Origin of the sequence: Aliiroseovarius zhejiangensis, from assembly GCF_014656375.1 — a bacterium.
GTDB classification, from domain to species: domain Bacteria; phylum Pseudomonadota; class Alphaproteobacteria; order Rhodobacterales; family Rhodobacteraceae; genus Aliiroseovarius; species Aliiroseovarius zhejiangensis.
In genome coordinates, this window is the sequence record NZ_BNCH01000001.1 from 263,140 (window position 1) to 284,685 (window position 21,546).

Here is a 21,546-nt window from a genome sequence, read left to right on the forward strand (position 1 = left end):
GAGAGAATAGAATGGCTACTGAAGTATTGATGCCCGCCCTGTCCCCCACGATGGAAGAGGGAACACTGGCGAAATGGCTTGTGAAAGAAGGCGACGAGGTCGCATCGGGCGATATCATTGCCGAGATTGAAACCGACAAGGCCACGATGGAATTCGAAGCCGTCGATGAAGGGATCATCGGCAAGATCCTTGTCGAAGAAGGCACCGAAGGCGTGAAGGTGAACACACCGATTGCGGTGCTGATTGAGGAGGGCGAAAGCGCCGATGACATTGCGGCCCCTGCGGCAGCACAAGCTGACACTGATGCGCCCGAAACCGCCGACGCGCCAGTCGAGGCCAAAGCAGCCGCCCAGCCGATTACTCCGGTCGCGCCCACCGAAACGGACATTCCCGAGGGCACCGAAATGCGCGCGACCACCGTGCGCGAAGCTTTGCGCGACGCGATGGCCGAGGAAATGCGCGCCGATGACACCGTGTTCCTGATGGGCGAGGAAGTCGCCGAGTATCAGGGGGCGTACAAGATCAGCCAGGGCTTGCTGGACGAGTTCGGCGCCAAGCGCGTGATCGACACCCCGATCACCGAACACGGCTTTACCGGCCTTGCAACAGGCGCGGCGATGGGCGGTCTGAAACCGATTGTCGAGTTCATGACCTTCAACTTCGCCATGCAGGCGATTGACCACATCATCAACACGGCCGCGAAGACGCGGTATATGTCGGGCGGCCAGATGTCCTGCCCCATCGTGTTCCGCGGTGCCAATGGCGCTGCGGCCCGTGTGGCTGCCCAGCACAGCCAGGATTACGCGGCGTGGTATGCGCAAATCCCCGGCCTGCATGTGGCGATGCCCTATTCGGCGTCGGATGCAAAGGGTCTTCTGAAAACCGCGATCCGCGATGAAAACCCGGTCGTGTTTCTGGAGAATGAGCTGCTCTATGGGCAGAGCTTCGATGTGCCAGTGATGGACGATTACACCGTGCCCTTCGGCAAGGCGCGCATTTGGCGTGAAGGCAATGACCTTACCATTGTCAGCTTTGGCATCGGCATGAAATACGCGTTGGAGGCTGCCGACGCGCTGGCCGAAGACGGCATTTCCGCCGAGGTGATCGACCTGCGCACCCTGCGCCCGTTGGACTATGACACGGTGCTGAACTCGGTCATGAAAACCAACCGCTGCATCACAGTGGAAGAAGGCTGGCCGGTGGCGTCCATCGGCAACCACATCTCGGCGACCATCATGGAACGTGCGTTCGATTATCTGGACGCCCCGGTGATCAACCTGACTGGCAAGGACGTGCCCATGCCCTATGCCGCCAACCTTGAGAAACTGGCACTGGTGACCACGAAAGAGGTCATCGACGCCGCTAAAGCCGTAACCTATCGCTAAGGAGACACAGACATGGCAACCGAAATTCTGATGCCCGCCCTGTCACCTACGATGGAGGAAGGCACGCTGGCGAAATGGCTGGTCAAGGAAGGGGACGAGGTCGCGTCGGGCGACCTTCTGGCCGAGATCGAAACCGACAAGGCGACGATGGAGTTCGAAGCTGTCGATGAAGGCATCATCGGCAAGATCCTAGTCGAAGAAGGCACCGAGGGCGTGAAGGTGAACACCGCCATCGCGATTCTGGTCGAAGAAGGCGAAGAGGTCGGAGAGGTTGCCGAAAGCGCCCCCGCAACGCCTGCTGCCGAAAAGGCCGACGCTGCGCCGGACGCCAAGGAAGAATCGGCTCCTGCGGCTGCAAAACCTGCCGCCCCTGCCCCGCAAGCCGCTGATGGCAGTCGCATATTCGCCTCACCGCTGGCGCGGCGCATTGCGGCGGACAAAGGGTTGGACCTGGCCCAGATCAAGGGCTCTGGTCCCAAGGGACGGATCATCAAGGCAGATGTTGAGGGCGCGACCGCAACCGCACCCAAATCCGCCCCAGCCGCCACAAGCGCACCTGCTGCAGCCGCGCCTGCGCCGTCCGTATCGGCTGATACCGTGGCCGCGATGTATGAAGGGCGCGACTTTGAAGAGGTCAAGCTGGACGGAATGCGCAAGACCATTGCCGCCCGTCTGTCGGAGGCTAAGCAGACCATCCCGCATTTCTATCTGCGGCGCGACATCAAGCTGGATTCGCTTCTGGCCTTCCGCAGCCAGTTGAACAAGCAACTGGAAAGCCGTGGCGTGAAGCTGTCGGTCAATGACTTCATCATCAAGGCGGTCGCGATCGCCCTGCAACAGGTGCCCGAGGCCAACGCGGTCTGGGCCGGGGATCGCGTGTTGCAAATGAAGGCGTCCGACGTGGCGGTTGCCGTGGCGATCGAAGGCGGCTTGTTCACGCCGGTCTTGCAGGACGCGGATCAGAAATCCCTGTCCAGCCTGTCGACCCAGATGAAAGATCTGGCCGCGCGGGCGCGTGACCGCAAGCTCGCCCCGCATGAATATCAGGGCGGCAGCTTCGCGATCTCGAACCTTGGCATGTTCGGCATCGACAATTTCGACGCCATCGTGAACCCACCCCATGCGGGTATTCTGGCCGTGGGCACGGGGGTCAAGAAACCTGTCGTCGGCGACAATGGCGAATTGACCACAGCCACCGTGATGAGCGTCACGATGTCGGTCGATCACAGGGTCATTGACGGGGCTGTCGGGGCGAACCTGCTGAAAGCGATTGTCGAGAACCTTGAAAACCCGATGACGATGCTGGCGTAACGTCGCATTCAAAACTTGCAATCTATTGACATGGCTCAAGGCGAACCCGTACGTCTTGGGCCATGTGCTTTTCCAACATGCTGAAAACACAGGAGAAGCAGATGGATTTCATAACCCTACTTGATGACACCTCGGCCAATACAGAGCGGTTTCGTTCCGCGCATCCTGAGGCTGCGAAAGGGTTCACCGGAATGCACCGCGCCGCGATGGCGAACGGGGCGCTGACCACCAAGGACAAAGAACTGCAATGCATTGCCATCGGCATCGCCAAGCAGTGCAACGATTGCATCGGCTTTCATGTGCGCGCCGCCCTGAAGGCTGGCGCCACCCGCGACGAAGTGGCCGAAACCGTGTCCGTGGCCATCATGATGGGGGGTGGTCCGGCTTACATGTACGGCGCACGCGCCTTGCGAGCCTTCGACCAATTGTCGCAATAACCGTCAAAGCAAATCGCGATTTGAAACACAAAAGGGCGGCGCAAACGCGTCGCCCCTGATCATTTCGGCTTGGGGTATCCCCGTTCTGGCGGGCTGGTTAACCAGCGACAGCGACAAGGAAAAGGGTCGAAAAACCCACCACTGTCGCAAACCAAATCTGTTTCATCTCGGAACTCCGATCATTGTCCACAGCTTCGTATAGATGAAGTCGACAGATCAAAACATTGATTTATCGCAAATTTGCGGATTTCCGCCGATGGTTACTGGATCAGGCGCTGATCCATGTTGATCGAGGGGCAATCGCACCCTGCCTCGCCCACGATCCGCGCCGGAACACCCGCAACGGTCTTGTTGCATGGCACGTCTTCCAACACGACCGAACCGGCCGCGATCCGTGAGCAGGTGCCAACCTTGATGTTGCCCAGAACCTTGGCGCCGGCCCCGATCAGCACACCATCGGCGATCTTCGGGTGACGATCTTCGTCTTCCTTGCCCGTGCCGCCCAGCGTCACCGAATGCAGCATCGACACATTGTCACCCACCACGGCGGTTTCCCCGATCACGATGGAATGGGCGTGGTCGATCATGATCCCGCGCCCGATGCGTGCACCGGGATGGATGTCGATGCCATAGACCTCGGAACACCGCATCTGGATGAAATACGACAGTTCCTTTCGCCCCTGTTTCCAGAGGTGGTGCCCAAGGCGATAGGCCTGCATCGCCTGAAACCCTTTGAAATACAGCACCGGCTGCAACATGCGGTGGCAGGCCGGATCGCGGTCCAGAACGGCGGTAATGTCGGCGCGGGCGGCTTCAGCCAGTTCCGGGTTGTCGGCATAGGCTTCATCCGCAATTTCGCGCAGCAACACCATGCTCATCTCGTTCGAGCTGAGTTTGGCGGCGAAGCGATAGGACAGCGCCTTTTCCAGCGTGCGGTGGTGCAATACGCAGGCGTGGATCAGGCCCCCCATCAAGGGTTCATCCGCGACCGCCTGCCGTGCTTCACGGGTTATACGATCCCAAACGGGTTCGATTTCGGTGACGATCGCGCGCTTTTCGGCCATGGTCATTCCTCGTGTTGAAGCCCCTTCCTACACCAGATAGGGTCGGAGTTCAAAATGCAAACCCGTGGTAGCACGGATCACCGACATGAATGAATCCCGGATCGCAACATATCGCGCACAATTGATCGACGCGCTGTCGGCGCTGGATCGCAGCGATGCGCGCGGGGCATCCGGGCAAAAGACGGTCGAGCTGGACCAGCAGGCCGTGGGGCGGCTCAGTCGGATGGATGCATTGCAGAATCAGGCGATGGCGAAAGCAACCGGTGCGCGCCGCGCGGCCCAGCGCACACGCATCCTCGCCGCCCTGGCACGGATCGACGAAGACGAGTTCGGATTATGCGAGGATTGCGGCGAAGATATCCCGACAGGTCGGCTTGATCTGGATCCCTGCGTTACCAAATGCGTGAGCTGCGCAAGCGGATAAGGCGCCCGCGCCGGTCATTTCGTGCCTTCAGCGCTGCAAACACGGTCAACATGCAATCGACATAATCGGGGTCGTTCAGGAACGGCTCGGCCACACGTGGCAGAGACATGGCAACAGATCCAAGGCTGCCATTGCCCCAATCCGGATGCGCATGGCCCAGCGCGCGCCGGTATCTGTCCGCCGCTTCCGCGCGGTGCAGCATTTCCAGCATGGCGCCGGGACGCTTGCGAGCCGGAAGCGCCAAAAGAGCGCATCCGGCAGCCGCGACATCTCCGGGCAGAACAGGACGCATGGTTACAGCGCCACTTCCAGCCGCGCGTACGGTCCGGGGCCAAACCGGTCTGACACCTGCGCCACTTCGACCGTGTAAGCTCCGCTGACAAGGTCGGCTGTGCGCATCATAGCGTCATAGGTCCAGACAGGTGCTGCAACCTCGACCTCGCGCTTGACCGACCCACCGTCGATGACACGCAGGCGATAGCGTTCAAAGGCTTCCCCCAACGGGACATCGGTGGCATCCCACGCATCCGCATCCACACGACTGCGCCGAACCCAGCGGATCAGGTGGTCGGCTCCAGACAACTCACTGCCCAGATGCACCGGCGCATAGGGGCGCAGACCTATTCCCTTGAACGCGTGGACTTCATGCAGGAAGGACGGGTCTGACAGCTTCTTGCGGGCCGGTCCGATCCGATAATGCCGGCTCAACCCCCGCGCCGATGACGCCAGCCGGACCTGCGCCTGATGTGCGCCCAGCAAAACCACATAACTGCCCACCGGCCAGGACTGGGGCGCCGTGGCATCGGTGCCCGCCTGCCCGCGTAAACGCAGGGTCAGGTCATAGGTCCGCTCGCCCACCAGTTCGGCCCCGGCAAACTGGAAAACCTCCCACATATCCGGGTTGCCATCGCCGATCACCGCCACATTGGCGCCATTCAGCATGTCGTCGATGGAGCATGACGACAGGGCCCCTTCGGTCAGCGCGACCCGCAAGGCCGGACCCCGGTCGATCATGCCCGAGGGTGCATGGGCCAGCACCGATTGCGTCACGCCAATGATCGACGGATCCGTGATCATGCGATTGACCGCGTAGCCATTGTCCGCAACCGAACTGTAAAGCGCCACGCGCCCCGGCCAGGGCCGCGCAGCCACCGCAATGCGGGGCTGATGCGGCACCTCGTCCCCGGTCAGAAGCGGCAGGTCCATGAACAAGGGGAACACGGGTGCGGGGGGAATATAGGGTTTGACCGCAGGCGCAGGCTCGACGCTGTCTGATGGCTGGAACAGGCCCGGCTCCACCCGCACGGCGCGCAGGGTCTGCACACCGGTATGATCCACATGGTCAATCCGGTACTGCTCGGTCCCGGCCTCGGTGGTCATCTCGATCACATCCCCGGCTCCCTTCGCCAACTCGGATGGCGGCAGCGAAAATGTCGCCTTGTCCCGCGCCACGCGGGCTTCCGACAGCCAGCGTTCAACAATGGCCCGCGCCTCGACCCGGGTCAGGATCAGCGGGATTTCCGAGGCGGCGACCGACCGGCTGGTTTCATCCGGGAAAGTCGCCTCGACCGAGCGGACATCGTAATCCCCGGCCCCTTCCACATAGGTCAGGCGCACGCGACCGGCGATCTCGGCCTCGGGATCGCGGATGCGTTCCAGCGTGGTGTCGCGATCGGGCGACAGGGCCATTTTTTGCGGATCAAGCAGGTGGTCGGACCGCCCGGTGCGGGTTTTGAAGACCAACATCCCCTCGCGTTCGGTCACTTCGAAACCATAGGCCAGCATCAAGGGCTGCAACGCCGCCCGCGCCCCGCCGACCTGATCGACGATATAGCCACGCACCAGCCCGTATAGCTTCGAGACATCATAGCGTGTCACCCCCGACCGTTCGCAGATTTCGGCCACGACCGAGGAAAGCGAGCGCGCCGAGACGCGGCCGTTCAGCCAATGCCCCCGGTCGTAATTCGCCCCATCACTCCACAATCCTTTGCGGTTGGGAAACTGCGGAAAGGGTCGCGCATCCCACGCCCAGACATGTGCGCGGGTCATGTCCAGCATCTGAACACCCGTCGCACTGTGGGTCGGATTGTTGTCAGGCGTGGCCCAATAGTCATAGATCGCGCGCAGATATTGCGCCTGTATCAGATCATCCCGCCGCCCGTTCGAGTAGCGCGGCTTTGAGCTTTCCGAGCTTTTCGGGTCCAGAAACTTGTTGGGCTGGTTGGTGCCCTTGTCGATGGCGGCACAGCCGATTTCGGTGAACCAGAAGGGTTTCGATCCGGGCAGCCAGCCGGTCGGGGCAGCCTGACGCACGCCGCCGACACGATTGTGGTGCGACCGTTCCCACCAATTGCGCAGATCCTTGTAACGAAAGACCCACGGCTCGCCATGCGCGCCATCTGTGATGGGCGTTCGAATTTGCAATGCGCGCGCATCCGCCGTTTTGTAGTACCAATCATATCCCTCACCGCCCTCGATGTTGGATTGAAGATAGGCCAGATCATAGATCGACCCGTGATGCGCATCCGCATGGTCGAACCCGTCACGCCAGTCGGACAGCGGCATATAGTTGTCGATGCCGATGAAGTCGATATCCGGGTGGCTCCAAAGCGGGTCCAGGTGATAAAACACATCGCCCGACCCGACCTGCGGGTGATAACCGAAATACTCGGACCAATCGGCGGCGTATGAGATCTTGGTTCCCGCCCCAAGGATCGTGCGCACGTCCTGCGCCAGCGTGATCAACTGGTCAACCACCGGAAAGCTGTTGCCGGGACCGCGAATTTGCGTCAGCGCCCGCAACTCGGACCCGATCAGAAAGGCATCCACGCCGCCTGCCGCCGCACACAGATGGGCATAATGAAGGATGAAGCGACGATACGAAAACCCCGCAGGGCCAGTATAGTCAACGCCGTCATCCGTGACCGTGAAATCGCCCGGCTGCGCCGTCCCGAAGAACGCGTTGACCTGCGCCACCGCCCCTGCCGTGCCATCAGGTGATGCGACGTGGCCGGGCGCGTAGGACGTGGTGATCCGTCCGCGCCAGGGCAGGACCGCCTGCCCCAGATTGCCGCTCCAGGGATCGGGCAGCGTGTTGCCCTCCATCTGCTCCATCAGGATAAAGGGATAGAATGTTGCTTTGCGGCCGGAATTCGACGCCAAAGCAATCGCTTCCATCACGGCTTTGTCAGACGGGGTGCCGCCATAGATCGGGCGTCCCTTGTCATCTTTCGGCACAAGCCCTGCCTGCGAACGGCTCACGCCCGATACACACCACGGCATGCTGTCGCCATCCACCTCTTTCTGCTCGACACGGGGGCGGATACGGCAGTTGCCACAGCGCAGGTCATCACCGAACCACGACACCACCAAAGCGGTGTTGCGGCAGTTGGGCATTTCCTGCCGCATCATCTGGTAAGAGGTTTTGAAATCCGTCAAGCCGGACGGGGTGTTCATGTTAGACCCTTCGACTGCGCCGGGCGCGCTTTTGTAAAAGACAGGGCTTGTGGCGAGGGAATATTCGCCCGTGCCGGGGATCAGCGCGACGGCGCGGGTGCCGCGTGCCACTTCCCTGGGCTGGTCGCGCTGTTCGGGGCGGAACACCTCGAAGCTGAATTGCGGTACACGGTTGCCGAACTGGCCCAAGGGCAAGTCTTCGATCACCACATAAGCGACGCCGCGATAGGCCGGTGCCTTGCCCGCGCCCTTGACGGCTTCAATCTTCGGGTCCGGCAGTTGCGATTCAGTGCCGGTATAGACGCGCATGTTCAGGTCTGTTGGCGACACCTCGTTCCCATCTGCCCAAATCCGTCCGACGCGGGTGATCTCGCCTTCGCACAAGGCAATCGCAAGGCTGATCGAATAGCTATAGGTCGTGACCTCGGGTTCAGGCGGAGATGGCATCCCCTTGCCCCCGCCACCGCCAGTGGTCGTGACCGATTCCTTGAAGCGCGTGGCCCAGATCACCTGCCCGCCCAAACGGGCGCGGCCAAAGACCATCGGGATCGCGGCCCCCTCGGACGCACCGGTCAGGCGCATCCGGTCGACCTTGCCGGTCTCGACAGGTTCCGAGCCTTCGCCCAGGATACGATTGTCGATGACCTGACCGACAGTCGCCCCAATCGCCTTGCCGATCACCACCGATGAAAGGCCAAGAACGCCCCCGCCAATCGAAGCTCCGGCGGCTGCACCGACTGCGGATAGTAAGATCGTTGCCATCAGTTGATCCTTTCAGGAAATGCGAAACACGCCACGATGCGGCGGGCCCAGGGGGCAGACAGTGAGTTTTCGACCACGCCATGACCCGAATAGGCATGGACAAAGGCGGGTGACGGGTCGGTTTGGCAGAGAAACCCCAGATGCTTGGCCACCGCGCCGCCCTGCATCCGAAACAGAAGCACATCGCCCGGACGGGCCGCTGAAACGGGGCGTTCGATCAGGTGCTGGCGGGCGGCTTCCCACAGGCGTTCCGCGCCCGCAGCCTCGGACCAATCGGCGGTATAGGCCGGCACTTGGGCCGGTTCCCCCCCCAGCACCGCACGCCACACGCCGCGGATCAGTCCAAGACAATCACACCCGTTGCCCCGGCAAGACGCCTGATGCACATAAGGCGTGCCAATCCAGCGTCGGGCCTCGGCCACGATTTCTTGCTGCAAACGGGTCAATTCAGTCACCTGACTCGGGGGAAAACGGGTTGGTGCCATCGCGGCCAAAATCCAGCCGATCCAGCAAGTCGTTGGTTTCCTTCGCATCCCCGCCATCGTTCTTGCCATGCCCCACCGGGTAGGACATCAGCCAGTCCTCACCGGGAATGTCGGGAAAACCGCGAAAGTTTCGGAAGTTGTTGAACTTGACCCGGCAGGTTTTCGGCAGCTTGTCACATCCGGCTTCAAGGCGCACCATGTCCCCCGGCACCATGGACGCGCGAATGGACTCCCACAGCTCAACCGTCCGCGCGCCGTCCTCGCCCTTGCGGTCGTTCTTGATCAGTCCGGTCAGGCCTTTGGCCGCGCCGGTCAGGACGGTGAGCCTGCCCCGTTCAAACCACCGGTTGGGATAAAGCGCCATATCCGAGAACTGAAACGTGGTCTCATGCGTGTTTTCCCCCACCGCGATGTCCAGCCGATATCCCGACTGGTTCAGATTGAACCGGCACGACCCATCCCCCAGAACCGCGGAACACGGCATCTGATAGACACGCCCCTGCGGCTGGTTCAGCTTTTCGGACAAGCCGTTCAGTTCAGCGCGGAACCCACCGGCTTCACGGGCAAGCTCGCCCACCGTGCCGCGAAAACGCAGAAAGCGTTGGCGTGTGTCCACCCAATTGACCAGCCAGGCTTCCACCTCAGCCCCGTCATAGCGGCCTGCGCGAATGTCTTGTTCCGAGATCGAGGCGTCGTTCAGAACGCCCAGCGCCTCGGTGTTGTCAACCGACAGGCCAGTTGTCTGGCTCAGCGCATGGGCGGTCATGCCGGTATCTGCGCGAAAGGTCACGCCGTCGATCACCAGATCCAGATCATGATCGGTGAAGCCGTGCACGACCCCATCGCGCCGCGTGACCTTCCAAAGTCGCGCGACCGAAGTGACACCTTGACCCAGATGGGCTTCGAATTCAGAGGACAACGCCATCAGACCCGCACCTCCACAACCGGAACATTGGGGGCATCACCCGCCTGGAACGAGGCGACCGATGTGTGAATGCGATCGGTGTCAAAGCGCACCGGCACGTCAAATTCATATCCCGCCGTCACCTCGGCCCCGGTTTCAGGGGCAGTCATGAACGTCACCATCCCGGTGGTGTAATCCACGGTGAACTGCGTGCCCTCGCTCAGCGGATCGCCCTTCAGGCCCAGCTTGACCGTGCCTTCAACCGGCTTCTGAATGGGCCGGGCATAGGTCTGCTCTCCGGAACGATAGGTTTTGATCAGTGGAAACTCGACCCTATCGCCATCGCCCCAGGCGATGATCTGATCGGTGTATTCCGGGGGGTGCGACGGTAGACTGCTTTTGTAATCCGACCAGTCCTTCCAGCGAAACCCGACAAGCTGCCCGCGCCGTGCCTCGAAGAACGCAATCAGCGTTTCAACATCGTCGAGCGACCGCATCCCGATGCCCGCATCATAGCGGCGGCGCGAATGCTCCCACGGGGTGTTGCGTTCTTCAAACCCGTTGGCAAGAGTCACAACCTCGGTACGCCGTTCCGGGCCACCAACGGACCCAAAGCTCAGATTTGCCGGAAACCGGACCTCGTGAAAAGACATGGGGAAACCCTCCTAGGTTCGAAATGACTGGGTTAACGGTGGCGCTGACCACGTGACAATGCGCGCGACATCTGCGCGGCGATCTGGCTTTGCGACCGCCGGAACCCTTCGACGTCAGGGGTCGAGATGTTCATCGTGATATTGACAGGGCGACCGCTGCCGCCGGCCTGCACGCCCAATCGACCGTCGGCTCCACGAGCCAGCGGCATGATCGCCTCTGGGCCCGCCTCGCCCATAAGGCCGGTGGCGCCGCGCATCGGAAACGTCGTCGCGCTTGAGACCACGCCGCCCTTGGCAAAGGGCACCACGCGCCCTTGCGCGAAGGTCCCACCCTTTTCAAACGGCAGGAAGGCGTTGGTCGCGGCCCCGACTGCCTGCCCCAGAATGTCGCCGAAATGCCCCGTAACGGGCTTGATTGCAGCATTATAGGCCGCCTGCGACATAGATTGCGCCACGCCCTTCAAAGCATCCGACAGCTTCATGCCATCAAAGACCAGACCATCAAACGCCTTGCGCAATCCCGATGAAATGCCGGAGGACAGGGTGTTCACATCCGCGCTCAGATCCGAGACCGTCGAATGCATGCCCCTAAGTTCGAACACGAAGCCTGCGGTCATCGCCTGCGCGCCGCCCAGGGCCGTTTCCAACGCATCCAGTTGTTCATCAAAGCTGTCCAGACCGTTCATGGTTATTCTCCTTCAGTCAGGTGTTTCGGCGCATCCGGAAACGCCAGCGCCAGTTCTTCCAGCCGCGCCCGCAGGCATGGCGCGGGTTGATCATCCAGCCCGGCCATCACCATCAGTTCGACCGGGGTCAGCGCCCAGAACTGGTCCGGGCGCAGTCCCAGCCGCCCCAGCCCAAGCCGCATCAGGCCGGGCCAGTCGAAAGCGGGACAGGTGCTCATGGGTGCGCTTCGCTGTCAGTGGGCGTGGCGAATGCCCGGCTCAGAAGCTGCCCCGCCGCCTGCGCCGCGCGCACCGGACCACCGGTAATCTCGGCCGCCAGCAGGTCCTGCGCGCGGCCTTGCCAGCCGCCACCCCGCAATCCGGCCACGATCAGCGCCAGCACATCCCGGCTTGAAAACGCACCGCGTTCAAACCGTTCCACCAACCCGATGATCGTGTCCTCGCCCAACTGCGCCTCTAGCTCGGCCAGCGCACCCAAGGTCAGCTTCATGACATGCGCCGTGCCGTCGATGGTCAGCGTGACCTCTCCTGTCCAGGGGTTTGCCATGATCACAGCGCCGTAAAGCTCAGCTCACCCGCCGAGGCCATCGACAGCTCATATGTCGCCTCGCCGTTATGTGACCCAGCATACTCGACCGAGGTGATCATGAACGGCCCCTCGACGACGCCGAAATCAGGCACGATCACCTGGAAGTCCGGCACCTCGTTGTCAAAAAAGATCTGCCGCGCCCGCTCATCCGTGGTCGCGTCCTTGAACACGCCCGAGCCCGAGATCGAGGCGGATTTCACACCCGCGCCCCCCAGCAACTCGCGCCAGCCTCCGGTGCTTTCCAAACTGGTCACATCAACGCTTTCCGCATTGAAACTCAGACGCGTGGCCCGAAGGCCTGCAATGGTCTCGAACACGCCGCTGCCGGTCATGTCGAGCTTGATCAATAGGTCCTTGCCGTTTTGCGCAGCCATGGGATCACTCCGTTGTTAAGGGTTAGTCGTCTTGAACACGGGCACGGAAGAACAGGTCGATCCGGCGCACATCCGCGTCCTCGACCCGCCGCGCCCGCGCGCGATGGAAATTCAGATAAACAAGCTGGCCCCGTGCCAGCGCCAATGTCGCATCCACCAGCGCATCGCTGACAGCGGCGGCCACTTGCTTGGCGCTTTGAAAGCCCGCTTCATCCGTCACCACGCTGACGGTGATTTCGTGCAGGGCGCCATGCCCGGTCATGTCGGACCGTTCGCGCACATCCTCGGGGCCGAGGCTGACATAGGTGCCGGTGATGATCCCCGCAGGCACCGCGTCATAGATCGCACCGGCGACAAGCGTCGACAGGGCCACATCACCGGTCAGCCGCTGATACACGGCCTGCTGCAAGGCGGCGGAAACACCGTAGCTCATGCCGACACCTCCTCTTGGGCGAAACAGGTCAGGTAATGGGCGCTGGCATCAGCCTCGGTCACGGCCAGGATGCGAAACAGGCGCGATCCGGCGCGAAACCTCTGATCAGGTTGGGGACGCGACGGGGCACCATCCGGGGCAGCCCGCACCGTGATGCGAAACGCGATGGTTGACACCGTGGCAAACCCGGCGGCCCGTTCGCGGCCCGTGCGCGGCTTGATTTCGGCCCATAGCTCGCCCAAAGCCTGCCAGCTTTGGGTGAATCCCCCGGCCCCATCCGGTGTGCGCACCGGCGCTTCAAGCGTCAGCTTGCGGTTCAGAACCGGCGCTTTCATCGGGCACCCCCACCGCCAAGCAGGCGCACGGTGCGATAACGCTGGATCAACGACGACACAGCGGATGGCCACGGGGCTTGCCCAATCGAGGCCCCACCGGCCTCGGACCGGTTTTCATAATAGCTTGCCGCCAAAAGCATCACGGCCTGGGCCAGATCCGCGGGCATATCGGCCCAGCTGGCACCAAATCCCGCGTCAAATCCGATCACCACCTGTCCACCCACCGGGATGGCTGGCAAACACAGGCCCGTCGACACCAATCGTGGCCGGTGTAAGTCTGGCTCCAGCACATACCGGGCGGTGTTGATCACCTCTTCACCGCCAAGGCGATCCACGATCTTCAGGCCGGTGATCTGGCTGACCGGGGCCACAGGCAGGGCTTGCGTGGCCAGATCGCGCCAGGCGGTCAGGGTCCAGGTAAAGCTGCGGGACAAGAGGATCTTGCCAGTGCGGGATTCGATGGCCGCGATGGCGGCCCTTAGATAGCTCTCCAGCACCGTATCCTGCACCCCGTCATCGGCAAACCCGGTGCCCAGCCGCAAGTGGTCCTTGAATTGGGCGACCGGAAGGACCGCGCCCGGCACAGTGGTCTGCTCGACTAACATCATGGATCATCTCCGAAATTCGGGTCCCTCACGTCACTTGGGTTAAGATGGGCGCGCACCGTCCGCGTTGCTCGGACGGAGGGGGAGCAGCTAGACAACACGGGGGGTAGGTCAGCGCGCGCCCGGTCCCGCACCTGCCGTGTGGCAGAATGCGAGGCTCGGGTTCAGGCTCTTACGAGACCGAGAACTTCAGAAGCTTGATCGCCGCGAAGTCGCTGACATCGCCGCCCACGCGCTTGGTCGCATAGAACAGCACATGCGGCTTGGCCGAGAACGGATCTCGCAGGATGCGGGTGTCAGGACGTTCGGCAATCGTATAGCCCGCCCCGAAGTCACCAAAAGCAACCGGGGTTGTATCGGTGCCAATATCCGGCATGTCTTCGGCGATCAGAACCGGATAACCCAGCAGACGCGCAGGTTCCCCGGCGGCCAGGCCGTCCGACCACAGGAAACGGCCATCCATATCCTTCATCTTGCGCACAGCCCCGGCGGTTTTCGAGTTCATCACGAACTTCGCACCCGCGCGGTATTCGGCGTCCAGCGCATAGACCAGATCAATGATCGCATCCGCCGGGTTCGAGGCGTCGAAATCGCCCGACGTGCCGGTCACGATGTAACCGATATTGCCCCAGGTCCAGATGTCATTGTCCACTGACGGGTGCGCCAGAATGCCCTTGGGCTTGTCGATCCCGTCCCCCGAAATGAAGGCCCCGGCCTCGGCGCGGGCAAACTTGTCGGCAATCCGGCCCGCCAACCAGGTCTCGATCTCGAACGCGCTGTCGTCCAGAAGACGCTGCGACGCTTTGGGCAGCGCGGACAGCTCATGCAGCGGAATGGTGATCCGCTCAATCGAAGGCGTGCCGGTCTCGACCGAAGGATCCGTTTCCGTGGCCCAGCCCGAGCCGACATCGGAATGGTCGATCAGCACGTCATAGGACGTCGCTTCGACATTCACTACATTCGCCACGGCACGCAGCGACGCGGTGGATTTCAAAACGCTCTGAATGGTGTCGGCGGTCTGCGGATCGACCAGATAGCCACCGTCCCCGGCAACCGCTGTCGACATGGCCTTGCCATCCAGTTCCAGACCGCGCAGCCCGTCATCGTCACCCGACCGCAGATACGCTTCAAACGCTTTCTGATGCGGGGCTTCCAGATCGGCGGCAGCAGCAAGATGCGGACGCGCCGCAGGGGACTTGGAGGTGAAGTTTGTTTTGCGATCCAGCATGGTCAGTCGCTCTTCCTGTTGTTGAAGTTTGGTGGAAATATCGTCATGAAACGCATTGATATCGCTCATGAAGCCAGCCAGCGCGGTCTTCACCTCGGCGGCCGGGGTGGCGTCCGTCGCGGCCGACTGGCCCAGAGCCTTCGTCTCGGTCTTGCTCATGTGTATGTCCTTTTCAGAGGGTCAGATCGCTGGCACGGCGGTATCGGGCCAGCATATGGCGCGCTTCGTCGATCGAAGCGGCCAGTTCACGCAGGGCGGTATCGTGAACGGCAGGCAGATCGCCTTTCGCCCCCACCCGCGCCGTCGGAAGCATGGGGAAGGTGACAAGCGACACCTCCCACAGCTCCAACTCGGTCAAAAGCCGTTGGCCCTTGTCGTCCTTGGTGGCCCGCTTGGTGCGATAACCAATGGACAATCCATCAATCGCACCTGCCTCGATCAGCGCAGCGGCCTCCCGCCCCTTGGCGACATCCGTCAGAATGCGCCCCTTGACGTAAAGCCCGCGCGCGTCCTCGCGCACCTCGTCCCAGACGCCGATGGGTTGCGCCGGGTCGTGTTGCCACAGCATCTTCACGCCGCGGTCCGCCGCCTTCAGCGCGCGCAGGGATTTGCCATAGGCACCGGGCGCCACAATGTCGCCGCCCGTGTCGCATTGATCGAAAAAGCTGGCATAGCCCTCGATCAGAATGCCCTCGTCCACTTCGGACGTTTCGCCCAGCTTGACGAATTTGTGTTCAAGCCCAAGATCGGGCCGGAAATCGCTCATCTGCTTTTCCTCGTTGGTTATGCGTTGTCGGATGTCAGGGGCGGCAGGCCCAGAAGGCTGCGTTTCTCGGCATCTGACAGAAAACTGGCGTCAGCCACGCGGCGCCATTGCTGATCCCGTTCAGCGGACAGGGCCGGCACTTGGTCAAGGTCGGGCTTCAGGACCACGCTTTCACCGGTGAACCCGGCCAGCCAATGGCCCACACTGGCCGCAACCCGCGACACCAAGGGCACCACGGTCAGGCGATAAAACGCCCGGCTGGCCTCCTGATAGTTCGCATAGGTCGCATCGCCCGGAATACCGATCAGCATCGGTGGCACCCCGAAGGCCTGCGCGATCTCGCGCGCGGCGGCTTCCTTGGTTTTTTGGAACTCCATATCCGAAGGACTGAATCCCATTGGTTTCCAGTCCAACCCGCCCTCCAGCAGCATTGGCCGCCCGGCATTACGCGCACCGACGTGATGGGTCTCCATCTCGGCCAGCAGACGATCATACTGATCCGCGCTCAGTTGCGCCTGCCCATCGGCCCCGTTGTAAACAATGGCGCCCGATGGCCGCGCGGCGTTGTCCAGCAGGGCTTTCGACCAGCGGCTGGCCGCGTTGTGCACGTCGATCGCCGTGGCGGCCGCCTGCAAGGGCGACAGTCCGTAGTGATCGTCCTGCGGGTGGAAGGCCTTCACATGGCAGATCGGGGTCGTGCCCTCCCCCACGTGAAACCGATGCTTGCGCGCGCCGACCGTGTAATCATAAGCCACCGGCCAGCCATCCGCCCCGGGCACGAGGCTCATCCGGTCGGACCGGAGCACATGCAACTCACCCGGCAGCCCATCCTGTCCGGGAACAGCCTCGAAATACCCGTTTCCGGTCAACAGCAGTTGCCCGAAAAAGGCTTCGAACAGCTCGGCCCGGCCCTGCGCGGCATTGGGGCGTGCCAGAAGGTCCAGCAGCGGGTGGGTGTCGAACCGCTGGCTTTCATCCTGCAAGACCAGCGGCAGCGCGGCAGCGGCTTCGGCAATCAGTTTGACCGACCGAAAGCCGACCGGATTGGCAGCAAAGCCCGTTTTGGTCAGGCTGACAACATCACGCGGGCTCCAGGCCACCCGGCCCGCGCCCCCATAGGCAATGACCGGGCCCGTCGCCGAGGCTTTGGTTTCGGTCGGTTGTGCCGCCATATGTGCTGCGTCACCCCGCTTGAGAAAGTCGAATACCATGGGCGGATGCTCCTCGCGTTCTGTCCTTGTTGGGGAAGAATCCCCGGCAAATCTGTCCCGCCCGGTCCCCTGCCTGTCGCAGCGCCGGTCGGCGAAACTTTCGTCTCAGTGATGGTCAGGTCAGGGTCGCTGGAGCGTTACCGTTCTGGACCCTGCCTTTCGATGTTTTGCACTCTGACATCCAAGGTTAAAAAACAGTTTAACCAAGCGAACGCACCTGCGGATGGCGGTATTTGGCAACGGGTTCGATGATCAACTCGTGCAAAGCCCAAACCAGCGCATCAACGCGGTCGGGGCTTCCCTTGCCCTCGTATCCCTGCACCGTCATGCGGCACATCTCGTCTTCCAGTGCAGGCATCGACGTGGCATGAGACACGCGGCCCTGCTCATACAGTGCCGCAACGGGCTCGGCACGCGCCGATTTGCCCCGCGTGGCGCGTACGGCGCGAAACGGCACAGTGGCGTCGATCTGCCGGATCACGCTCTCCACCAGATCTCCGCCCTGGTTGACCTCGGCCACCAAACGGTCGGCACCGTGGCGTTGCATCGCCGCAATCGCCGCTTCAGACCATTGTGTCGGGCTGGCCGCCGAGACACTGGCATCCTCCAGCACCACGGCTCGCCAATTGCCCGGTGCGCCCTGGGCCATGACACCCGCCACCACGATCCCGCAGGCGTCCGACCCCTTGTGGCCCGTCACCGGCGGGTCAACAGCAACCACGATGCGGTCGAACTCTGGCAGTTCGCCGGTGATGCGCGCGGCATCCAGCCTCGCCATGGTCCACAAAGCCCCCTCGACATCTTCAAGCAAGACCCCATCCAGCTCCTGCCGTCCAAGGCTCGTGTTGGCATAGCGGCTGCGCACCTCGTCAAGGAAACTCTTGGCCAAATAGGCGCGATTGGCTTCTGTGGGGGCTTGCGTCACCACGGTCGACGGGTTGTTCAGGATCGCCTTCAACACCCCCACGTTACGCGGCGTTGTGGTTACGCATTGGCGCGGATGATCGCCCAGCCGCAATCCGAACTGCAGCATGTCCCAAGTGTCCTCGGCCTTTTTCCACTTGGCCAGTTCATCCACCCAGGCCGCATCAAACTGCGGACCGCGCAGACTTTCCGGTTCATGTGCCGAAAACACCTGCGCCACCGCCCCATTGGGCCAGACCAAGCGTCGCCGCCCAGCCTGCCACTCCGGCCGCCGGTCAGGGGGCGAGCACGCCAGTATCCCACTGTCGCCGAAAATCATTACCTCGCGCACCTGGTCGATGGTTTCACCGACCAAAGCCACGCGGTGGGACCGGCCCGGGTCCAGCGGACCGAACCCTTCGACCTCGGCCCGCACCCATTCCGCCCCGGCGCGGGTTTTCCCCGCGCCGCGCCCCCCCATGATCACCCAGCTGCGCCAGTCACCGTCCGGCGGCAACTGATGGTCCAGTGCCCAGAACTCAAACAGATACGGAAGCGCTGCCAACGCCCCGTCACTCAGATCATTCAGGAAGCTCTCGCGCTCTTCTTGCGTCGCGCAGGCAAGCCAGTCGGCGCCCGATTTCATCTCGGGCCTCAGCAAGGTCGAGAGCGCCCGCTCCCGCCCCGCCAAAGGCGGTTTGACCACTTTGTTCAAGTCGTTTCCTTTCCTCGAATACTGTTTGCATGGCACGGCGCACCTCGGTCACGGCTTTCGCCAATCCCGGTGTGGTCTCGCAATCGGCCAGTTCCGCCGCGCTCAACTGGCGGTCCAGCTCTTTCAAAACGCGCAGAAAAAACGCGTCCGCGATCTTCAGGTACTCTTCCGAAGCCGCGTCCTTCCCCAAGGGCGTGATCATTGTCATTATTATATTTGCCTCTCATGCTCGTCTCCGCACGAGCGACATGAAAAAACGGCCCCGGGCGGGTGCCCAAGGCCGTTGAAGTCACGTCTTCTAGCGTATGTCAGACCCTAGGGGCGACCGCGCGTTCTGTCAAACCGCCCTCCCGCAACACCGTCCGGCAAGGTCATGTTTTCTTTACCAGATCACTGGTTCGCCCGCTCGGCTTCGATCTCGCGCCACTTGGCAACGTTGCGGTTGTGTTCTTCCAGTGTTTCGGCAAAAGCGTGCCCGCCCGTGCCATCTGCCACAAAAAAGATGAAATCGGTGTCGTCCGGGTTCAGAGCTGCCTCGATCGCCGCTTTGCCCGGGTTGGCGATGGGAGTGGGCGGCAGACCGTCGATGACATAGGTGTTATAAGGCGTCTCCGAGCGCAGTTCGCTTTGCCGCAACCCCCGGCCCAAGGCCCCCTGTCCCTTGGTGACACCATAGATCACCGTCGGGTCCGTTTGCAGGCGCATGCCCTGGTTCAGGCGGTTTACGAACACGCTGGCCACCTGGCGCCGCTCTTCGGCCACGCCGGTTTCCTTTTCCACGATCGAGGCCATGATCAGCGCCTCTTCCGGGCTGTCATAAGGCAAATCCGGCGCACGTGCTTCCCATGCTGCCGCCAGAATGGCCGACTGAGCCGCCTGCATCTCCGCCAGCAGCGCCGCCCGGTCTGCACCGACCCTGACTTCATAGCTGTCTGGCGCCAACGTGCCCTCGGCGGGGACCTCAGCCACCTCGCCGTCCAGAAAATCGGCATGGTTCAGACTGTCCACGATCTGCCAGCTTGTCACCCCTTCAGCCAGCGCAATGCGATAGCGCGTATCGCTTTCATTGCGCACCTTCTGATAGGTCTCGGGCACGGGGGTGTCCTGTTCGGCCGGGTTGAACTCGGCCGTGATTTCATATTCCTGCGTGGCGGGGTCCAGTTCGCGCACCTGAACCTCGGCCGCCAGAACACCGATCCGGTATACGACTTCCGTACCACAGGTCGACGCCCCGCCGCGTGTCACCACATCGACGATATCTTCCATCGACGCGCCCTCTGGCACCAGAAACGACCCGGCCTTCAACTGGGATTTCTTGTCGGAATACTCGACACCCAACCGAAAGATCGTTGCATTTGAAATTGCACCTTGTTCGGTCAGGGTATTTGTCACGCGCGAAAAGTTGGATCCTTTTTCAACGCGCAAACAGATTGCTTCGGTCAGCGGACCGGCACCGGTGTACTGCCGTTTACCCCATGCGATCATCCCGATTGCGACGATCATGATGACCACGAACAGGCTCAGCGCATTCGACGCGATGTTGCGCCACATCAGTCAGCGACCTTGCCCATGATCAGGCTGGCATTGGTGCCGCCAAACCCGAAACTGTTGGACAGAACCGTGTTGATCTCGCGCTTCTCGGCCTTGTTGGCGGCAAGGCTCAGCTTCGGTGTGACCGCCGGGTTGTCCAGGTTGATCGTCGGTGGCGCGATCTGGTCGCGCAGCGCAAGGATGCAGAAAATCGCCTCGACCGCGCCCGCAGCCCCCAGCAGGTGGCCGATCGAGCTTTTGGTCGAGCTCATCGTTGCGTTCTCAGCCGCATCGCCCAACAGGCGTTCAACCGCGCTCAGTTCAATCGTATCCGCCATGGTCGAGGTTCCATGCGCATTGATGTAATCAATCGCGGACGGCTCCAGTCCTGCCTTCGCCAGAGCGGATATCATCGCGCGGAAGCCCCCATCGCCATCTTCGGATGGGGCGGTGATGTGATAAGCATCGCCTGACAGGCCATAACCCAGAACCTCGGCGTAAATCTTGGCGCCCCGTGCCTTGGCATGTTCGTATTCTTCCAGCACGACAATGCCCGCCCCTTCGCCCATGACAAAGCCATCGCGGTCCACGTCATATGGGCGGCTGGCCGCTTGCGGGTTGTCCCCGGCCTTGGTGGACAGCGCCTTGCAGGCATTGAACCCGGCAATCCCAAGCTCGCAAATCGCCGCCTCGGCGCCACCGGCGATCATCACATCCGCATCGCCGGTCTGAATCAGACGCGAGGCATCACCAATGGCATGTGCGCCTGTCGAACAGGCGGTGACAACAGAATGGTTCGGCCCTTTGAAGCCGAACTTGATCGAAACCTGACCCGAGATCAGGTTGATAAGCGATCCGGGAATAAAGAACGGAGACACGCGGCGCGGTCCACGCTCGTTCAGCAGAATCGAAGTTTCGGCAATCGTCGCCAGCCCGCCGATCCCCGACCCGATCATCACACCCGTGCGCAACCGGCTTTCCTCGTCCTCGGGCATCCAGCCGGCATCCTTCACGGCCATTTCCGACGCCGCCAAGCCATAGAGGATGAAATCATCCACCTTCCGACGCTCTTTCGGCTCCATCCAGTCGTCCGGGTTGAACGTGCCATCCGTGCCGTCGCCCAGCGGAACTTCACAGGCATATTTCGTGGTCACACGCGACGCATCGAACTTGGTGATCGGGCCAGCGCCCGACTGCCCGTCAAGTATACGTTTCCATGTTTCCTCGACCCCACATGCAAGGGGGGACACCATGCCCAGACCTGTAACGACCACTCGACGCATTCTGCTG

General features: G+C 62.0%; 24 protein-coding genes. 4 read left to right on the plus strand and 20 right to left on the minus strand.

What is annotated here, in order from left to right; genetic code table 11:
* Positions 1 to 11: 11 nt before the first annotated feature.
* The 3 genes from IE188_RS01190 (at position 12) to IE188_RS01200 (ending at position 3,133) form a co-directional block, all read left to right on the plus strand.
* Complete coding sequence (locus IE188_RS01190; RefSeq protein ID WP_191284647.1) at positions 12 to 1,385, plus strand: pyruvate dehydrogenase complex E1 component subunit beta; 1,374 nt, start codon at positions 12 to 14, stop codon at positions 1,383 to 1,385.
* A 12-nt stretch (positions 1,386 to 1,397) separates the two neighbouring features.
* Positions 1,398 to 2,696 carry a pyruvate dehydrogenase complex dihydrolipoamide acetyltransferase gene (locus tag IE188_RS01195; RefSeq protein WP_191284648.1) on the plus strand — a complete coding sequence of 433 codons (1,299 nt, stop codon included), beginning with the start codon at positions 1,398 to 1,400 and terminating at the stop codon, positions 2,694 to 2,696.
* Between the two features lie 101 nt (positions 2,697 to 2,797).
* On the plus strand, positions 2,798 to 3,133 hold the full coding sequence (locus tag IE188_RS01200) for a carboxymuconolactone decarboxylase family protein (protein ID WP_191284649.1): 336 nt from the start codon (positions 2,798 to 2,800) through the stop codon (positions 3,131 to 3,133).
* A 260-nt stretch (positions 3,134 to 3,393) separates the two neighbouring features.
* Here the strand turns inward: IE188_RS01200 and cysE are convergent, their stop codons facing one another.
* Positions 3,394 to 4,197 carry a serine O-acetyltransferase gene (cysE, locus tag IE188_RS01205; RefSeq protein ID WP_191284650.1) on the minus strand — a complete coding sequence of 268 codons (804 nt, stop codon included), beginning with the start codon at positions 4,195 to 4,197 and terminating at the stop codon, positions 3,394 to 3,396.
* Between the two features lie 85 nt (positions 4,198 to 4,282).
* Here cysE and IE188_RS01210 point away from each other — a divergent pair, with 85 nt between their 5' ends.
* Positions 4,283 to 4,621 (plus strand): TraR/DksA family transcriptional regulator, encoded by a 339-nt coding sequence (locus IE188_RS01210; RefSeq protein WP_191284651.1) that lies wholly within the window; start codon positions 4,283 to 4,285, stop codon positions 4,619 to 4,621.
* On the opposite strand, the gene IE188_RS01215 is transcribed toward IE188_RS01210, so the two are convergent.
* The 19 genes from IE188_RS01215 to fabF form a co-directional block, all read right to left on the minus strand.
* The gene (locus IE188_RS01215) at positions 4,590 to 4,913 is read right to left on the minus strand and encodes a DUF7742 family protein (RefSeq protein WP_191284652.1); all 324 of its coding nucleotides are present in this window, start codon (positions 4,911 to 4,913) and stop codon (positions 4,590 to 4,592) included. The genes IE188_RS01210 and IE188_RS01215 overlap by 32 nt on opposite strands.
* Before the next feature lie 2 nt (positions 4,914 to 4,915).
* A complete protein-coding gene (locus tag IE188_RS01220; RefSeq protein WP_191284653.1) occupies positions 4,916 to 8,839 on the minus strand; it encodes a baseplate multidomain protein megatron in 3,924 nt (1,307 codons plus the stop codon).
* Positions 8,839 to 9,285, minus strand: a complete 447-nt coding sequence (locus tag IE188_RS01225; RefSeq protein ID WP_229836395.1) for an NlpC/P60 family protein — start codon at positions 9,283 to 9,285, stop codon at positions 8,839 to 8,841. The genes IE188_RS01220 and IE188_RS01225 overlap by 1 nt, the downstream gene beginning before the upstream one ends.
* 1 nt (position 9,286) lies before the next feature.
* Positions 9,287 to 10,249, minus strand: a complete 963-nt coding sequence (locus IE188_RS01230) for a DUF2163 domain-containing protein (RefSeq protein ID WP_191284655.1) — start codon at positions 10,247 to 10,249, stop codon at positions 9,287 to 9,289.
* Positions 10,249 to 10,881: a DUF2460 domain-containing protein gene (locus tag IE188_RS01235; RefSeq protein WP_191284656.1), complete on the minus strand. Its 633-nt coding sequence runs from the start codon at positions 10,879 to 10,881 to the stop codon at positions 10,249 to 10,251. Before IE188_RS01235 ends, IE188_RS01230 begins: the two co-directional genes overlap by 1 nt.
* A 32-nt stretch (positions 10,882 to 10,913) precedes the next feature.
* Entirely contained in the window at positions 10,914 to 11,567 is a 654-nt protein-coding gene (locus IE188_RS01240) for a phage tail tape measure protein (RefSeq protein WP_191284657.1), read from the minus strand.
* Positions 11,568 to 11,569: 2 nt separating this feature from the next.
* Positions 11,570 to 11,785 (minus strand): rcc01693 family protein, encoded by a 216-nt coding sequence (locus tag IE188_RS01245; protein WP_191284658.1) that lies wholly within the window; start codon positions 11,783 to 11,785, stop codon positions 11,570 to 11,572.
* Positions 11,782 to 12,114, minus strand: coding sequence for a gene transfer agent family protein (locus tag IE188_RS01250; protein WP_191284659.1), 333 nt, complete (start codon positions 12,112 to 12,114; stop codon positions 11,782 to 11,784). The genes IE188_RS01245 and IE188_RS01250 overlap by 4 nt, the downstream gene beginning before the upstream one ends.
* A gap of 2 nt (positions 12,115 to 12,116) precedes the next feature.
* Positions 12,117 to 12,530, minus strand: coding sequence for a phage major tail protein, TP901-1 family (locus IE188_RS01255; RefSeq protein ID WP_091430477.1), 414 nt, complete (start codon positions 12,528 to 12,530; stop codon positions 12,117 to 12,119).
* A 22-nt stretch (positions 12,531 to 12,552) separates the two neighbouring features.
* Entirely contained in the window at positions 12,553 to 12,963 is a 411-nt protein-coding gene (locus IE188_RS01260) for a DUF3168 domain-containing protein (RefSeq protein ID WP_191284660.1), read from the minus strand.
* A complete protein-coding gene (locus IE188_RS01265) occupies positions 12,960 to 13,298 on the minus strand; it encodes a phage head closure protein (RefSeq protein WP_191284661.1) in 339 nt (112 codons plus the stop codon). The genes IE188_RS01260 and IE188_RS01265 overlap by 4 nt, the downstream gene beginning before the upstream one ends.
* On the minus strand, positions 13,295 to 13,906 hold the full coding sequence (locus IE188_RS01270; RefSeq protein WP_191284662.1) for a head-tail connector protein: 612 nt from the start codon (positions 13,904 to 13,906) through the stop codon (positions 13,295 to 13,297). The genes IE188_RS01265 and IE188_RS01270 overlap by 4 nt, the downstream gene beginning before the upstream one ends.
* Positions 13,907 to 14,075: 169 nt before the next feature.
* A complete protein-coding gene (locus IE188_RS01275; protein ID WP_191284663.1) occupies positions 14,076 to 15,290 on the minus strand; it encodes a phage major capsid protein in 1,215 nt (404 codons plus the stop codon).
* A gap of 13 nt (positions 15,291 to 15,303) precedes the next feature.
* Positions 15,304 to 15,897: an HK97 family phage prohead protease gene (locus IE188_RS01280; protein ID WP_191284664.1), complete on the minus strand. Its 594-nt coding sequence runs from the start codon at positions 15,895 to 15,897 to the stop codon at positions 15,304 to 15,306.
* A gap of 17 nt (positions 15,898 to 15,914) precedes the next feature.
* Positions 15,915 to 17,108 (minus strand): phage portal protein, encoded by a 1,194-nt coding sequence (locus IE188_RS01285; RefSeq protein WP_191284665.1) that lies wholly within the window; start codon positions 17,106 to 17,108, stop codon positions 15,915 to 15,917.
* Between the two features lie 199 nt (positions 17,109 to 17,307).
* Positions 17,308 to 18,657: a DNA-packaging protein gene (locus tag IE188_RS01290; RefSeq protein ID WP_191284666.1), complete on the minus strand. Its 1,350-nt coding sequence runs from the start codon at positions 18,655 to 18,657 to the stop codon at positions 17,308 to 17,310.
* Positions 18,593 to 18,934, minus strand: coding sequence for a permease (locus IE188_RS01295; RefSeq protein WP_191284667.1), 342 nt, complete (start codon positions 18,932 to 18,934; stop codon positions 18,593 to 18,595). Before IE188_RS01295 ends, IE188_RS01290 begins: the two co-directional genes overlap by 65 nt.
* A gap of 182 nt (positions 18,935 to 19,116) precedes the next feature.
* A complete protein-coding gene (gene mltG, locus IE188_RS01300; protein WP_191284668.1) occupies positions 19,117 to 20,277 on the minus strand; it encodes an endolytic transglycosylase MltG in 1,161 nt (386 codons plus the stop codon).
* Complete coding sequence (gene fabF, locus IE188_RS01305) at positions 20,277 to 21,539, minus strand: beta-ketoacyl-ACP synthase II (protein WP_191284669.1); 1,263 nt, start codon at positions 21,537 to 21,539, stop codon at positions 20,277 to 20,279. Before fabF ends, mltG begins: the two co-directional genes overlap by 1 nt.
* Positions 21,540 to 21,546: the final 7 nt, after the last annotated feature.

Coding starts and splice junctions, on each gene's coding strand:
- IE188_RS01230 (WP_191284655.1), bottom strand. CDS start 10,249: ATGGCGTTGTCCTCTGAATTCGAAGCCCATCTGGGTCAAGGTGTCACT.
- IE188_RS01270 (WP_191284662.1), bottom strand. CDS start 13,906: ATGATGTTAGTCGAGCAGACCACTGTGCCGGGCGCGGTCCTTCCGGTC.
- IE188_RS01220 (WP_191284653.1), bottom strand. CDS start 8,839: ATGGCAACGATCTTACTATCCGCAGTCGGTGCAGCCGCCGGAGCTTCG.
- IE188_RS01210 (WP_191284651.1), top strand. CDS start 4,283: ATGAATGAATCCCGGATCGCAACATATCGCGCACAATTGATCGACGCG.
- IE188_RS01295 (WP_191284667.1), bottom strand. CDS start 18,934: ATGACAATGATCACGCCCTTGGGGAAGGACGCGGCTTCGGAAGAGTAC.
- IE188_RS01215 (WP_191284652.1), bottom strand. CDS start 4,913: ATGCGTCCTGTTCTGCCCGGAGATGTCGCGGCTGCCGGATGCGCTCTT.
- mltG (WP_191284668.1), bottom strand. CDS start 20,277: ATGTGGCGCAACATCGCGTCGAATGCGCTGAGCCTGTTCGTGGTCATC.
- IE188_RS01240 (WP_191284657.1), bottom strand. CDS start 11,567: ATGAACGGTCTGGACAGCTTTGATGAACAACTGGATGCGTTGGAAACG.
- IE188_RS01280 (WP_191284664.1), bottom strand. CDS start 15,897: ATGAGCGATTTCCGGCCCGATCTTGGGCTTGAACACAAATTCGTCAAG.
- IE188_RS01195 (WP_191284648.1), top strand. CDS start 1,398: ATGGCAACCGAAATTCTGATGCCCGCCCTGTCACCTACGATGGAGGAA.
- IE188_RS01245 (WP_191284658.1), bottom strand. CDS start 11,785: ATGAGCACCTGTCCCGCTTTCGACTGGCCCGGCCTGATGCGGCTTGGG.
- IE188_RS01265 (WP_191284661.1), bottom strand. CDS start 13,298: ATGAAAGCGCCGGTTCTGAACCGCAAGCTGACGCTTGAAGCGCCGGTG.
- IE188_RS01285 (WP_191284665.1), bottom strand. CDS start 17,108: ATGGTATTCGACTTTCTCAAGCGGGGTGACGCAGCACATATGGCGGCA.
- IE188_RS01290 (WP_191284666.1), bottom strand. CDS start 18,657: ATGAAATCGGGCGCCGACTGGCTTGCCTGCGCGACGCAAGAAGAGCGC.
- IE188_RS01190 (WP_191284647.1), top strand. CDS start 12: ATGGCTACTGAAGTATTGATGCCCGCCCTGTCCCCCACGATGGAAGAG.
- IE188_RS01250 (WP_191284659.1), bottom strand. CDS start 12,114: ATGGCAAACCCCTGGACAGGAGAGGTCACGCTGACCATCGACGGCACG.
- IE188_RS01275 (WP_191284663.1), bottom strand. CDS start 15,290: ATGAGCAAGACCGAGACGAAGGCTCTGGGCCAGTCGGCCGCGACGGAC.
- fabF (WP_191284669.1), bottom strand. CDS start 21,539: ATGCGTCGAGTGGTCGTTACAGGTCTGGGCATGGTGTCCCCCCTTGCA.
- IE188_RS01235 (WP_191284656.1), bottom strand. CDS start 10,881: ATGTCTTTTCACGAGGTCCGGTTTCCGGCAAATCTGAGCTTTGGGTCC.
- cysE (WP_191284650.1), bottom strand. CDS start 4,197: ATGGCCGAAAAGCGCGCGATCGTCACCGAAATCGAACCCGTTTGGGAT.
- IE188_RS01200 (WP_191284649.1), top strand. CDS start 2,798: ATGGATTTCATAACCCTACTTGATGACACCTCGGCCAATACAGAGCGG.
- IE188_RS01260 (WP_191284660.1), bottom strand. CDS start 12,963: ATGAGCTACGGTGTTTCCGCCGCCTTGCAGCAGGCCGTGTATCAGCGG.
- IE188_RS01255 (WP_091430477.1), bottom strand. CDS start 12,530: ATGGCTGCGCAAAACGGCAAGGACCTATTGATCAAGCTCGACATGACC.